This is a genomic window from Streptomyces sp. NPDC055078, assembly GCF_053607985.1.
The window spans coordinates 1-12,566 of sequence record NZ_JBSGUP010000197.1 but is presented as its reverse complement, the minus strand read 5'-3'; the positions used below and the strand labels follow the sequence as shown (position 1 = coordinate 12,566).

Genomic DNA, 12,566 nt, shown 5'->3' with positions numbered 1-12,566 from the left:
GGCCACCAGGCGGTCGGCCTCCTCGCGAAGCTCGGCGGCCCGGCGCTGCACCCGCTCCAGCTGCTTGACCAGCTCGGCGGCCGCGCGCGCGGCCGGCGTGGCGGCGGTGTTCGCGGAGTCCGCCTGGACCTCGGTCAGCGACCGGGCGCCCGTGATCTCGGCGACCTCGGGGTCGAACGCGCCCGCGCCACCGACGATATGACGCGAGGCGTCGACGCCCGCGTCCTCCATCAGCCGGAAAATCTGGCGGCGCTGGTGCGGCAGCGACAGCGAGACGACCACGCCGGACTTGCCCGCGCGGGCCGTACGCCCGGAACGGTGCAGATAGTCCTTGTGATCCCCGGCCGGGTCCACGTTCAGCACCAGGTCGATGCCGTCGACATGGATACCGCGCGCGGCGACATCGGTCGCGACGAGCGCGTTGACGTAACCGTCCTTGAAGTCGGCCAGCGTGCGCGTCCGCGCGCCCTGCGTCATTCCGCCGTGCAGCGCGTCCGCCTTCACCCCCGCGTCGCGCAGCTGCTCGGCGATACGGTCCGCCCCGAGCTGGGTCCGTACGAAGATGATGGTCCGGCCCTTGCGGGCGGCGATCGCCGCCGTGACCGGCGCCTTGTCCTTCGGCTTCACGACGAGGACGTGGTGGCTCATGGTCGTGACATTGCCCTGCGCGCTGTCGACCTCATGGCTGACCGGGTCGGTCAGATAGCGCTTCACCAGGGTGCTGATCTCGTTCTCCATCGTCGCGGAGAAGAGCATGCGCTGACCGCCGGACGGCACCTGGTCGAGCAGTTCGGTGACCTCGGGCAGGAAGCCCAGGTCGGACATCTGGTCGGCCTCGTCGAGGATCGCGATCTGGACCTGGTCGAGGGAACAGGCGCCGCGGTTGATGATGTCGCGCAGCCGGCCCGGGGTGGCGACGAGGATGTCGACGCCGCGCTCCAGGGCGTAGATCTGGTTGCCCATCGACGTACCGCCGCAGACGACCTTCATCTTCAGGCCGAGTACGTCCCCGTACGGCTGCAGCGCGTCCGCGACCTGCATCGCCAGCTCACGGGTCGGGGTGAGGATGACTCCGCGCGGCTTCTTCCTCTCGGTGAAGCCACCGCTCAGCGTCGCCAGCAGCGGGAGGCCGAACGACAGCGTCTTGCCGGAGCCGGTACGGCCGCGACCCAGGATGTCCTTGCCGGCCAGGGCGTCCGGGATGGTCGCGGCCTGGATCGGGAAGGGGGACGTCACGCCGTTCTGCGTCAGCTTGCGGACGACGCCCTCCGGCAGACCGAGCGTGGCGAACGTCACGGTCGGCTCGGCCGGCTCAGTCGGCTCGGCTGCCTCGGCGGCTGCCGGCACATCGGTGTCGGAAGCCGCACCGGGGGTATCGGTGACCGTGGTGACAGCCTCGACTTCGGCGGTCCCGTCGCTCACGGTGGTCGCGGCGGTCCCGTCGCTCACGGCGGTCTCGGGCGTGTCGGCGGCCACGGCGGCCGGGGCCTCGTCAGGAGTCATGACCCCGTCGTTCTCGGGCATGACGGGGTGATCAGTACTGAAAGTGGACATGCGAAATGCGAAACCTTCCGGAGTCTCGGCACGCGCCCAAACTCCGTGATTCGCAATTCGACCGCCTCTATGCGGTCAGCCACGGCTAGGGAGAGTACGCGCCATGCGGCGCGCTTCTGTTTCGGCGCCGGGCAATGGGATCAAACGATCTACCACCATACGCACCCTCCCCCGCCCAAGGCAAACCACCGGCGAGTGACCCCTCTTACGCGCCCCGCTCACGCCGGACCCAGCTGCGGTGACGCCGAAGGCTCCTTGAACATCCCCCGCCCGTCCGCCTCCGGCAGCCGCATCGCCCCCGCGTGCACATCCGGCGCCGATGTCGCCGACGGCTGCGGCGTCGGCTCCACCGGCGGCGAAGTGGGCGGCTGCGGCGTCGGTTCGACGGGCGTCTCCTGCGTCGGCTGCGGCGTCGGCTGTACGGGAGGGGTGGACTCGTCCCCGGTGGGCTCCGGAACCCCCGGCGGACGCGGCCGGTTCACCCCCCGCGTGGGCAGGGCCACCGGAGGCGCCTTCGTATCGCTCGGGGCCGGGGACGCAGCCGGTGTCCCGCCACCGGACCCCTCGACGGATGTCCCAGGACCGCCTGCCCGCCCACCGGACGCCGGCCGGCCACCCGGCCCGGCCACATGCCCGCCGTCCGGCTCGGCCACCGTGCCGCGCTGGGTCGCCGACCGGCTCGGGGCAGGCTCACCACCGGGGTCGTCGCTCACGCTCATACAGCCGGTGGCCGAGGCCGCGAGCGCCAGCGAAGCGGCGAACGCGGCGGCCAAACGGCCAGGGGCGGACAATTGGCGCACGAGGGCACCTCCGGGGGACAGAACGCGGGTTTCACTGCCCAACTCCCGGTGCCCCACAAGGGACACGCCCGCGCACCTGACAAGTACACGACCTGCTAGGCCCCCCACCCCGCGCTCACGAAACAGCTACCCGGCGAGCCCCCGTGCCAACTCCACCCCCAGGAACACCGATCCGATGCCCACCACCAGCGACCCGGTCACATTCGCCAGCGCGAGATTCCCCCGGCCCCGCTCCGCCAGCCGAAGCGTCTCGTACGAGAAGGTCGAGTACGTCGTCAGCGCACCGCACAAACCCGTACCCAGCAGCGCGAACGCTCCTGACGACGGCGCCGCCACCGCCGCGCCCGTCACCACGCCGAGCACCAGACACCCGACGGCGTTCACCAGCAGCGTCCCCCAGGGGAACGGCGACTCATGGCGTGCCCGGACCGCACGATCGGCGAGATAGCGCAACGGTGCGCCGACAGCCGCGCCCACCGCCACCAGCAGCCAGTTCACCGCCCCGCCGCCCTCTGCCCCGCCGCCCTCCGCGCCGCCGCCCGGGTCGCCGACAGCCGGGCCACCGTCACCCGGGTCGCCGCCGCCGCGAACCACACCGCGCCCACGCACCCGGCGGCCGTACCGCCCCCGTACACCAGCGCCTGCCCGGGCCGCCCGGCCTCCAGCAGACCCCGGAACTCCAGCGCGTACGCCGAGAAGGTGGTGAATCCGCCTAGCAGACCGACCCCGGCGAACGGCCGCACCAGCGGATGCGCACTCCGCCCGCCCTCACTGATCAACACCATCAGGACACCGATCAGCCCGGAACCCAGGACATTGATCGCCCAGGTGGACCAGGGGAACGCCCCGGCGGGCGCGGGCCACGCCAGGGACACCGCGTACCGCGCCAGCGCCCCCAGCACCCCACCCGCCGAAACCACCGACAGAACCAGCCAGAGCCGGGCCCCGGCAAGCTCCGCCCGCTGCTCCGGGACAGTTCGCTGCTCCGGGACATGCGGAGCCACATCCGGATCGATCGCCTCGGGGGCATCCGCGGGCTCGCCGGCGCGCTGAATGGAGGGGGCAGGGGCGGCAGGCGTGGCCCGGGTGGCATCGGGCGGACCGGACTCCGGTTCGGGCGGCCCCAGCATCACCCGTATCCCAGTGCGTGCAGCCGCTCGTCGTCGATCCCGAAGTGGTGCGCCACCTCGTGCACCACGGTGATCTCCGTTTCCTCGACGACCTCCTCGCGGCTCTCGCACATGCGCAGGGTCGGCCCCCGGTAGATCGTGATCCGGTCCGGCAGCACCCCCGCGTACCACTCACCGCGATCGGTCAGCGGAGTCCCCTCGTACAACCCGAGCAGCTCCGGATCGTCCGAGGCCGGCTCGTCCTCCACGAACACCGCGACGTTGTCCATCAACCGCGTCAGCTCCGGCGGAATCCTGTCCAACGCCTCGGAGACCAGTTCCTCGAACTCCTCGCGTGTCATCTCCAGCACAAGGTCATTGTCACGTACACCGCCCCACCGGTCGCCCCGGCACCCCCGCACCCCCGGCACAGCCGCGCCGCCGCGCCGCCTTAAGGGCACACCCCGAACCGTCCCCGCATACGACGACACCCCGATGGGCATACGGGCCCAATGGCACGCGCACGCCAAGCCCAGGAACTCCTCCGAGCCACTCTCACCCGGCTACGGCGCACCTACCGCTCCCGCGACGCCCAGCCCACCATCACCCTTGTCCACACGCCCCACCCCTGGATCCGCGCGCTCGGAATGACCACCGTCGTCGTCATCGGCGCCTGGCTCGGCCTGCTCATCGTGGGCAGTGTGCAGATGTCCATCGGACCGATGGAGACGAACATGGCGCTGCGCCCCGATGTCGCCGGGGGCACCAGGATCAATGTCTCCCCTCTGGGCGCGCTCGAACTCGACTCCCACGCCGCGCCCATCCGGCTCGACGTGGAGATCGACCGGCTCGACCCCGTGCGCTCACAGGCCCTGGTCGAACACCCCGAACGGCTCTCCGGCCTCCAGGACGATGTCGCCCGCGATGTCGTCGGCGGCACCACCGAACTCGCCGTACGCTCCTGTGTCGCCGTCGTCTCCGGCGCGACCGCGCTCGGCCTCGCCGTCTACCGCCGCCCCCGCCGCGCCCTGGCCGCCGGCGGCCTCGCCCTGGCGCTGCTCACCGCGTCCGGCATCACCGCCTTCGCCACCTGGAACCCCAAGTCCGTACTGGAGCCGAGGTTCTCCGGGCTGCTCGCCGGCGCCCCGTCCCTCGTCGGCGACGCCCGCTCGATCGTCACCGACTTCGACGTCTACCAACGGGAGTTGGCCCGGCTGGTCACCAATGTCACCAAGCTGTACGAGGCCACATCGAACCTCCCGACCTATCAGCCGGACCCCCACACCATGCGGGTGCTCCATGTCTCGGACATCCATCTCAATCCGGCGTCCTGGCACGTGATCAGCACCCTCGTGGAGCAGTACGACATCGACGTGATCATCGACTCCGGCGACACCATGGACCACGGCACCGCCGCCGAGAACGGCTTCCTGGACCCCATCGCGGACCTCGGCGCCCCCTATGTATGGGTACGCGGCAACCATGACTCGCGCATCACCCAGGCGTATCTCTCCCGGCTGCGGAATGTGCACGTCCTCGATGACGGCCGGGCCGTCAGCGTCGCGGGACTGCGGATCGCGGGCAGCGGCGACCCCCAGTTCACCCCCGACCGCTCGGTCAGGGCCCAGGGCGCACCGGCCGAGCGGATGATGGGCATCCGTCTGGCCTCCGCCCTGCGCGACCAGACCCGTGCCGGGACGCCCGCCGACATCGCTGTCGTCCACAACCCGGACGCGGCACGCGAGACCGACGGCGCCGTCCCCCTCGTACTCGCAGGTCATGTCCACAACCGCAAGACGGAGGTGATGAAGCTCGGCACCCGGCTCAAGATCGAGGGTTCCACGGGCGGCGGCGGTCTGCGTGCCCTCCAGAACGAAGCGCCGGAGAAGGTGCACGCGTCCGTCCTCTATCTGGACCGCGGGACCCGGCGGCTCCAGGCGTGGGACGAGATCACGCTCGGCGGCCTCGGTCTGACGACCGCCGAGGTCAGCCGCCGCCTCCCGGAGGAGAACCGGCCGGGCGCCCGTCCGTCCCCCGGTACCACCCCGCCCTCCCGGTCCCCGGCTCCGTAAAGCGTTTTGGCGATACCTCCCCGCATCCCATATGCTTCTCACGTCCCCGACGCGCTGCGAAGCGCCCAGGTGGGCCCTTAGCCCTCATCGTCTAGTGGCCCAGGACGCCGCCCTTTCAAGGCGGTAGCACGGGTTCGAATCCCGTTGGGGGCACGCAACATGTGTGCGAGACTCGTGCTCGCACATTGCTTGGTCCTGTGGAGCAGTTTGGAGTGCTCGCCACCCTGTCAAGGTGGAGGCCGCGGGTTCAAATCCCGTCAGGACCGCTGCGGTCATAGTGAATGGCCGTACGGCTGGGTAGCTCAGTTGGTACGAGCGATCGCCTGAAAAGCGATAGGTCGCCGGTTCGATCCCGGCCCCAGCCACAGTGCGCGGCCCTGGTCTTCTGACCAGGGCCTTTTTCGTCGTTTACGCGCTGCTCGCTGCTGGCAGCCCCCCGCCGCCCGCCGTCTGCCGCCCGCTGCTTGAGCGGCCCGGTCGCCCCGCGCAGAGCGGACGATCCGAACCGGCGCCGCCCGGACCCGTACTCCTGCCGTTCCCCTGGCACTTGGGGAGTGAGCTACCCGTATAGTACGTTCCGTGTACTACGCGTTGCGTACTAGGTGGGACCGGGAGAACGGGAGCGTTCATGCGCACCAAGGACGCCCAGACGCTGGTGCTCTGCGCGCTGGCCGACGGGCCGCTGCACGGATACGCCGTCAACACCGCCATCGAGAAGCTGTCGGGCAGCCGGCTGGGGCCCGGCAGCCTCTACGGAGCCCTGGCGCGGCTGGAGGCGAAAGGGCTGGTCGAGCCGCTCGAAGGGCAGGGGCGCCAGCGGCCGGTGCGGCTCACGCCCGAGGGGCGTGCGGTGCTGGAGCGGGAGGCCCGGATGAGCGAGCGGATCTTCGACGCCGCCACCCCTGACCGGGTCGGCTATCTCGACCGGCTGGCGGCGACGGCCGCCGCCCGCTCGTACAAGCAGGTCATGCTGGACGTACTGGACGCCGGGCCCGGACACACCGTGCTCGATCTGGGCTGCGGACCCGGTACCGATCTGCATGCGCTCGCCGAGGCGGTCGCACCGTCCGGAGCGGTGATCGGGGTCGACCACAGCGAGGAGATGCTGGCCCAGGCGGGCGAGCGCACATCGGAGCTGCCGTCCGTCGCGATCCGGCACGGCGACATCCACGCCCTTCCGCTCGGCGACGGCAGCGCCGACCGCGCGCGGACCGACCGGGTCCTTCAGCATGTGGCGGACCCGGCCGGAGTACTGGCGGATGTCCGGCGTGTCCTGCGGCCGGGCGGACGGCTCGTGATGGGCGAACCCGACTGGGACTCCCTCGCCATCGACCACCCCGACCGGGAGCTGTCCCGCGCCTACACCCGTCACATCACGGATGAGATCGTGCGCAACGGGACCATCGGACGGCAGCTTCCCCGCCTCGCCCACCAGGCCGGATTCACGGTGCCGGCCGTCATCCCGGTCACCTCCGTCTTCCGGGACGCCCGCGAGGCCGACGGCGTTCTCGGTATCCGGCGCAATACGGAACGCGCCGTCGCCGCCGGGTACTTCCCCGCCGAGGAGGCCGGGCCGTGGCTGGACCAGCTCACCTCCGGGCCCTTCCTCGCGGCGGTGACGCTGTACGTCGTCGTAGCCGAGGTAGCCGTATCGCAGTAGCCGTATCGAGCGGGCGGGTCGACACGGGTCGGGAGCGACCGCGCACGCCGGGCGCGAAGGGGTGGACAGGGAGCCCTGAGGGTGGAGCATTTTCGGCGATTCGCTGTTGCGTTCCGCTGGGCGCGGGCATTCTGGGGACCCGCCGGAATTCCGGTCTTGTTGCTCCTTGGGGGGATGCATCATGCCTGGTGAACAACGTGGTGGTCTGGGGCAGTTGGTCAAACTGCTCAGCCTGGCGACCTTGGTGACCGTCTATGTCGGCAGCCTTCTGATCACTTATCGGCAGCTCCATGCGAAACCGGTCCTGGAAGACATCATCGGCGCACCCGACTGGACCCGTGCGGTCCTCGTCATGGGGCTGGTGATCGGCGGCGGACTGGGCACGGCCGCGGCGATCGTCGACGGCCGCCGGGAACTGTCCTCCTGGATCCTGACGATCGTCGGGGTGTTCTCCGCGCTGGCGTGGAGCCTCTGGGCGTCGAACAGCGCCGGGGAGGACGCGGTGAACATGCTGTTCGCCGCCGCCGCGCCGGTGATCAGCCTGCTCGTCTGGGCCGAGCTGATGCGCCAGTTCCGCAACCGGCGGGTGTTCGCGCCCGCCCAGTAGTGCCGCCCACTAGTGCCGCTCGGCGGCGCTTTCGGCCCGCTGGCCCGCCGGGGCGTCGTGGTCCCGCTTGTCCGGCCGGAGCCCGGGTTCCGGTACGCCGATGCCCTCTCCCGGGACCTTCAACGGGGGAGGGCATCGGCGTACGGCGGGGTACGGACGTCGGTTACGGCGCGGGCTCGTAGGTGACGGTGTCGCCGGGGCAGCCGGCGGCGAGGCTGAAGAGACGATCCTGCTCGGCTTCGTCGACGGCGAGGTTCCAGCGGAGTTTGGTCGCGGTCCACTCCGTGACGTAGCGGCAGTGGGCCTCGGCGGACGGCGGGAGCCACTGGGCGGGGTCCTGGTCGGCCTTGGAACGGTTGGAACGGGCGGTGACGGCGACGAGGGAGGCTTCGGCGCCCTGGTCGTTGGCGTATGCCTCCCGGCGGGCGGCCGTCCAGCCGGAGGCGCCGGAGTCCCACGCCTCGGCGAGGGGGACCATATGGTCGATGTCGAGGGATCCGGCCGGGGTGACCGTCTGGCCGTCGTAGTACGAGTACCAGGAGCCGCCGGTCAGTGCGCAGCGGGCGCCGACCGCCGGGGCCTGGACCGCCTCGGTGATCAGCACCTCCGCCCGGGTGTTGCAGCCGTCGGTTGTGTTCAGGCCGGCGTTCCAGTGCCGGAACGCGTCCCGCTCGTATCCGGTCCGGTCCTCGGCGACGACCGCCAGCCGGCCCACTCCCACCGCGATCGGCACCGTCTCCAGCGCGGCCCGGGCGGCGGGGGGAGCGGCGAGCACCGGCGAGGCGGCCGGGGCGGACGCGCCCGCCGGGGCGGCCTGGGCCGCGGTGGCGAGGGTGAGGGGCAGCAGGGCGAGTACGGCGGCCGTGGAGACACGCCTCAAGTTCTTGATCACGTCAACGGGGATACGCGCACATCACCCCGAGGTGGGGCAGTGAACCGAACAACTGAGCCAGATGGGCGCGTGGGTTCACCCCTGGTCGCGCGCGTGCGCCCGGGCTCCCCCGTGAGTGCGCAACGCACGCCGCGGTGGGTGCTCAGTGCCTGCCCGGCGGGCTCGGCGCGCGCCGGTGGGTGCTGAGTGCCAGCCGGTGGGCTCAACCCACGCCGACGGGCTCATCCCACGCCGGTGGGCTCAACCCACACCGGTGGGCTCAACCCACACCGGTGGGTGTCCGGAACACCCGGGAACAAGAGTTCGGGCGAGCGGCAGTCCTTGCGGGTCAACCCCGCGGCCGCCCCGTGACCCCCGCTCCCCGTGGCCGTTGTCCCGGCATGACGAAGACACAGCGCATCCTCGCCGCCGTCGCCCTCGCCGCCGGGGCGTCGGCCATGACCGTCTCCGGGGCCGCCGCCGCTCCCACCATCGCCCCGCCCACGGCCGCCGATGCCACCTCCCTCAGCCAGCTCGAACAGCTGAAGGAGCTGAACCAGCTCAACCAGCTCATGGAGGTGCCCAACCACCTCGGCCCGCTGACCGACCCCGTGGCCCAGGTGGCGGGCGCAGTGCAGTAGCACCCCGCACCGGGCGCGAGCAGTTGCGCCCCGCGCCAGGCGCGAGCGGTAGCACCCGCACCGGGCGCGAGCAGCAGTGCCCCGCGCAGAGCGCGAGCCGGTGACGAGACCCCCCGCGGGCGCCGTCGGGAGGGTCTCCGCCGGCCTCCGCCGGCCTCCGCCGGACCGCCCCGCCGGACCGCCCCGCCGGACCGACCCGCAGGGAGGTCCCGCAGGGAGGTCCCGACGGCGCCCGATAATCTCTCCGAAGTTTTTTTCGCGCAACCTGTCGAGAACCCTTCACCGGCCCCGACGTCTCCTGTGAGAGTTGCCCACAAGGGGCGACGCCCACAGTGAAGGAAGTAACGTCATGAAGTATCTGGTGATGGTCCAGAGCGCGCAGGTCGACTACGACGCCATGGGTGGCAAGGGATCCGCCCACAGCCCGGCTTGGAGCGAGAAGGACATGCAGGCGATGTTCGAGCACATGGGGGCCATCAACAACGATCTCGCCGAGACCGGCGAGATGGTCGAAGGGCAAGGGCTCACCGAACCCGTGCAGACCCGGACCGTGGCACCGGGCGCGGACGGCCGGCCGGTGATCACGGACGGGCCCTACGGCGAGACGAAGGAAGTCATCGCCGGCTACTGGGTCCTCGACTGCGAGAGCCTGGAGCGGGTCACCGAGATCGCCGCCCGTATCATCCAGTGCCCGGCTCCCCAGGGCGCCCCCGCGTACCCGGTCGTCATCCGGCCCATCCAGGACGCCGGCGGGGGCGATGTGTGAGCGGGGAGATCTCCGAGCGTGACATCGAGGACCTGCTGCGCAGCCATGCGCCGCAGGTCCTCGGCGCCGTGGTCCGGCGGTACGGACACTTCGACCTCGCCGAGGACTCCGTCCAGGAGGCCCTGCTCGCCGCCGCCGAGCAGTGGCCCGACGCGGGTGTGCCGCAGAATCCGCGCGGCTGGCTGATCAGGGTCGCGTCGCGGCGGCTCGTCGATCTGCTGCGCGCCGATGAGGCCAGACGCCGTCGCGAGGAGACCGCGATGGCCCTCGCGCCCCGCGACGTGTTCACCGCGCCGCCACCCGGTGAGAGCCGGGCCCCCTCCGACGACGACACCCTCACCCTGCTCTTTCTCTGCTGCCACCCCGACCTCGGTCCCGCCGCGCAGATCGCGCTCACCCTGCGGGCCGTCGGCGGTCTGACCACCGCCGAGATCGCCCGCGCGCATATGGTGCCGGAGGCGACGATGGCGCAGCGGATCAGCCGCGCCAAGCAGAAGATCAAGGGTGTGCCGTTCCGGCAGCCGGGGCCCGACGACCGTGACCGGCGGCTCGCCGTCGTACTCCAGGTGCTGTATCTGATCTTCAACGAGGGCTATACGGCCACATCCGGCACCGCCGTCCACCGCGCCGATCTGGCCCGGGAGGCGATCCGGCTGACCCGTTCCGTACGCGCGCTGCTGCCGCGCGACGGCGCGGTCACCGGGCTGCTCGCGCTGATGCTGCTCACCGACGCCCGCAGCGCCGCCCGTACGGGACCGCACGGCGAGCTGATCCCGCTCGACGAGCAGGACCGCGACCGCTGGGACCGGCGGGCCATCGACGAGGGCACGGCCCTTGTCGAGGAGGCCCTGGCCCTGGGGCCGGCCGGGGTGTACCAGCTCCAGGCCGCCGTCGCCGCGCTGCACGACGAGGCGACGAGCGCGGCCGACACCGACTGGCCGCAGATCCTGGCGCTGTACGAGATCGTCGTACGGCTGGCCCCGGAACCGATGGCGGAGCTGAGCCAGGCCGTGGCCATCGCGATGGTCCACGGGCCCGAGGCCGGGCTTGTGGCGGTCGACAAGGTCGCGGACCGGATGCAGGGGCATCACCGGCTCGATGCCGTACGGGCGCATCTGCTGGAGAAGGCCGGGGACATCGAGGGTGCCCGAGACGCCTACCGGCTGGCGGCACAGCGAACGCTGAGCGAGCCCGAGGCACGCTATCTGCGGATGAGGGCGGCCCGGCTGGGTACGTGACGGGGCGTTCTGGCCTGGGTTCGCCCGGCTGCCTTTGGCCCGGTGCGCCCCGCCGCGCCTGTGACCGGCCGCCCGGACCCCGTTCGGCTCCGCGCTTGACCTTTACGCAACGTCAAGATCTAGCGTTCAGGTCATGGAGTGGTCGATCCAGGAGATCGCCCGGCGTGCCGGGACGACGAGCCGCACCCTGCGGCACTACGGAGAGCTGGGGCTGCTTGAGCCCAGCCGGGTGGGTGCCAACGGTTATCGCTACTACGGCCCGGCCGCGCTCGTGCGGTTGCAGCGGATTCTGCTGCTGCGCGAGCTGGGTCTCGGCCTGCCCGCGATCGCCGAGGTGCTCGAAGGCCAGCGCGACACCGCTGCCGCGCTACGGGCCCATCTGGGTCTCCTCGAACAGGAGCGCGAACGCATCGGGCGGCAGATCGCCTCGGTGCGGACCACTCTCCACAAGACCGAGAGAGGGGAAGAACTCATGGCAGAGGAAGTTCTGGACGGCTTCGATCACACCCGGTACGAGCAGGAGGTGACCGAGCGCTGGGGCCGCCGCGCGTATCAGACCGGCGACAAGTGGTGGCGTTCGCTCAGCGACCAGCAGAAGCGCGACTTCCAGCAGGAGCAGACCAGCATCGCGAAGGACTTCGCCCGCGCGCTGCGGGACGGCAGGTCCGCGGGCAGCGCGGAGGTCCAGGCGATCACCGGGCGTCAGTACGCCTGGCTGTCTGCGGTGGACGCCCCGTCGAAGGGCCACTTCATCGGTCTTGGTGAGATGTATGTGGCCGATGAGCGCTTCACCGCCACGTACGACCAGCACGGGGAGGGGACCGCCGCCTTCATCCGCGAGGCGATGCGGATCTTCGGGGAGCGCAACCTCACCGACGAGTGACCGCCCGGGACGACCCGGCGCCTCCGGGACCCGTCGCCTTCGGGGCCCATCGCCTCCGGGTCACCCCAGGTCGCCCCGGGGGCCGGGCTCCGGCGGACGGTCGGCCCCACCCGTACGGCCCCACCCGTACGGCCCCGCCTGGACCCGATGCCCGCCCCGCCCGGGTCGCCGATCGGCGGCCTCGGGCGGGAATCCGGAGGCCGGGCCGGAAAATGGAGTGGATCTTGCTCCGGATGGCGTAGAGTTGAGTTCAACGACGCGGGGTGGAGCAGCTCGGTAGCTCGCTGGGCTCATAACCCAGAGGTCGCAGGTTCAAATCCTGTCCCCGCTACTGAAGACCATGGCCCGGCACTCGATCTGAGTGC

13 protein-coding genes and 4 tRNA genes are annotated in these 12,566 nt (G+C 71.3%); 11 read left to right on the top strand and 6 right to left on the bottom strand.

Features of this window, described 5'->3' with window-relative positions:
• The 5 genes from ACWF94_RS18425 to ACWF94_RS18405 all read right to left on the bottom strand — a co-directional run.
• Window positions 1-1,554, bottom strand: a 1,554-nt coding sequence (locus ACWF94_RS18425; protein WP_453488911.1) for a DEAD/DEAH box helicase, incomplete at its 3' end; no start/stop codon positions are given.
• A 218-nt stretch (window positions 1,555-1,772) separates the two neighbouring features.
• The gene (locus ACWF94_RS18420) at window positions 1,773-2,354 is read right to left on the bottom strand and encodes a hypothetical protein (RefSeq protein WP_453488908.1); all 582 of its coding nucleotides are present in this window, start codon (window positions 2,352-2,354) and stop codon (window positions 1,773-1,775) included.
• Between the two features lie 126 nt (window positions 2,355-2,480).
• Entirely contained in the window at window positions 2,481-2,852 is a 372-nt protein-coding gene (gene crcB, locus ACWF94_RS18415) for a fluoride efflux transporter CrcB (protein ID WP_453488905.1), read from the bottom strand.
• Complete coding sequence (locus tag ACWF94_RS18410) at window positions 2,849-3,484, bottom strand: fluoride efflux transporter FluC (protein WP_453488902.1); 636 nt, start codon at window positions 3,482-3,484, stop codon at window positions 2,849-2,851. The genes crcB and ACWF94_RS18410 overlap by 4 nt, the downstream gene beginning before the upstream one ends.
• Complete coding sequence (locus ACWF94_RS18405) at window positions 3,484-3,834, bottom strand: metallopeptidase family protein (RefSeq protein WP_453488899.1); 351 nt, start codon at window positions 3,832-3,834, stop codon at window positions 3,484-3,486. Before ACWF94_RS18405 ends, ACWF94_RS18410 begins: the two co-directional genes overlap by 1 nt.
• A gap of 141 nt (window positions 3,835-3,975) precedes the next feature.
• Between ACWF94_RS18405 and ACWF94_RS18400 the strand changes: the two genes are divergently transcribed.
• The 6 genes from ACWF94_RS18400 (at window position 3,976) to ACWF94_RS18375 (ending at window position 7,802) form a co-directional block, all read left to right on the top strand.
• Entirely contained in the window at window positions 3,976-5,535 is a 1,560-nt protein-coding gene (locus ACWF94_RS18400) for a metallophosphoesterase family protein (protein WP_453488896.1), read from the top strand.
• 80 nt (window positions 5,536-5,615) lie between these two features.
• Window positions 5,616-5,688 (top strand) — tRNA-Glu (locus ACWF94_RS18395).
• Window positions 5,689-5,726: 38 nt separating this feature from the next.
• Window positions 5,727-5,801: transfer RNA gene (locus tag ACWF94_RS18390), tRNA-Asp, on the top strand.
• Window positions 5,802-5,826: 25 nt separating this feature from the next.
• A tRNA-Phe gene (locus ACWF94_RS18385) sits at window positions 5,827-5,900 on the top strand.
• A 263-nt stretch (window positions 5,901-6,163) separates the two neighbouring features.
• A complete protein-coding gene (locus ACWF94_RS18380; protein ID WP_453488893.1) occupies window positions 6,164-7,195 on the top strand; it encodes a methyltransferase domain-containing protein in 1,032 nt (343 codons plus the stop codon).
• 181 nt (window positions 7,196-7,376) lie between these two features.
• Entirely contained in the window at window positions 7,377-7,802 is a 426-nt protein-coding gene (locus ACWF94_RS18375; protein WP_453488890.1) for a hypothetical protein, read from the top strand.
• Between the two features lie 163 nt (window positions 7,803-7,965).
• Here the strand turns inward: ACWF94_RS18375 and ACWF94_RS18370 are convergent, their stop codons facing one another.
• Window positions 7,966-8,694 carry an HNH endonuclease family protein gene (locus ACWF94_RS18370; protein WP_453488887.1) on the bottom strand — a complete coding sequence of 243 codons (729 nt, stop codon included), beginning with the start codon at window positions 8,692-8,694 and terminating at the stop codon, window positions 7,966-7,968.
• A gap of 380 nt (window positions 8,695-9,074) precedes the next feature.
• Here ACWF94_RS18370 and ACWF94_RS18365 point away from each other — a divergent pair, with 380 nt between their 5' ends.
• The 5 genes from ACWF94_RS18365 to ACWF94_RS18345 all read left to right on the top strand — a co-directional run bounded on the left by ACWF94_RS18365 (window position 9,075) and on the right by ACWF94_RS18345 (window position 12,532).
• Window positions 9,075-9,314: a hypothetical protein gene (locus ACWF94_RS18365; protein ID WP_453488884.1), complete on the top strand. Its 240-nt coding sequence runs from the start codon at window positions 9,075-9,077 to the stop codon at window positions 9,312-9,314.
• A gap of 349 nt (window positions 9,315-9,663) precedes the next feature.
• Window positions 9,664-10,080 (top strand): YciI family protein, encoded by a 417-nt coding sequence (locus tag ACWF94_RS18360; protein WP_453488882.1) that lies wholly within the window; start codon window positions 9,664-9,666, stop codon window positions 10,078-10,080.
• Window positions 10,077-11,318: an RNA polymerase sigma factor gene (locus tag ACWF94_RS18355; RefSeq protein WP_453488879.1), complete on the top strand. Its 1,242-nt coding sequence runs from the start codon at window positions 10,077-10,079 to the stop codon at window positions 11,316-11,318. The genes ACWF94_RS18360 and ACWF94_RS18355 overlap by 4 nt, the downstream gene beginning before the upstream one ends.
• A gap of 133 nt (window positions 11,319-11,451) precedes the next feature.
• Window positions 11,452-12,201 (top strand): MerR family transcriptional regulator, encoded by a 750-nt coding sequence (locus ACWF94_RS18350; RefSeq protein ID WP_453488876.1) that lies wholly within the window; start codon window positions 11,452-11,454, stop codon window positions 12,199-12,201.
• A 257-nt stretch (window positions 12,202-12,458) separates the two neighbouring features.
• Window positions 12,459-12,532 (top strand) — tRNA-Met (locus ACWF94_RS18345).
• Window positions 12,533-12,566 lie beyond the last annotated feature (34 nt).

Excerpts from the sequence above, each read along its gene's own strand:
- ACWF94_RS18410 (WP_453488902.1), bottom strand. The coding sequence starts at position 3,484 with ATGCTGGGGCCGCCCGAACCGGAGTCCGGTCCGCCCGATGCCACCCGG.
- ACWF94_RS18400 (WP_453488896.1), top strand. The coding sequence starts at position 3,976 with ATGGCACGCGCACGCCAAGCCCAGGAACTCCTCCGAGCCACTCTCACC.
- ACWF94_RS18380 (WP_453488893.1), top strand. The coding sequence starts at position 6,164 with ATGCGCACCAAGGACGCCCAGACGCTGGTGCTCTGCGCGCTGGCCGAC.
- ACWF94_RS18375 (WP_453488890.1), top strand. The coding sequence starts at position 7,377 with ATGCCTGGTGAACAACGTGGTGGTCTGGGGCAGTTGGTCAAACTGCTC.
- ACWF94_RS18365 (WP_453488884.1), top strand. The coding sequence starts at position 9,075 with ATGACGAAGACACAGCGCATCCTCGCCGCCGTCGCCCTCGCCGCCGGG.
- ACWF94_RS18360 (WP_453488882.1), top strand. The coding sequence starts at position 9,664 with ATGAAGTATCTGGTGATGGTCCAGAGCGCGCAGGTCGACTACGACGCC.
- ACWF94_RS18350 (WP_453488876.1), top strand. The coding sequence starts at position 11,452 with ATGGAGTGGTCGATCCAGGAGATCGCCCGGCGTGCCGGGACGACGAGC.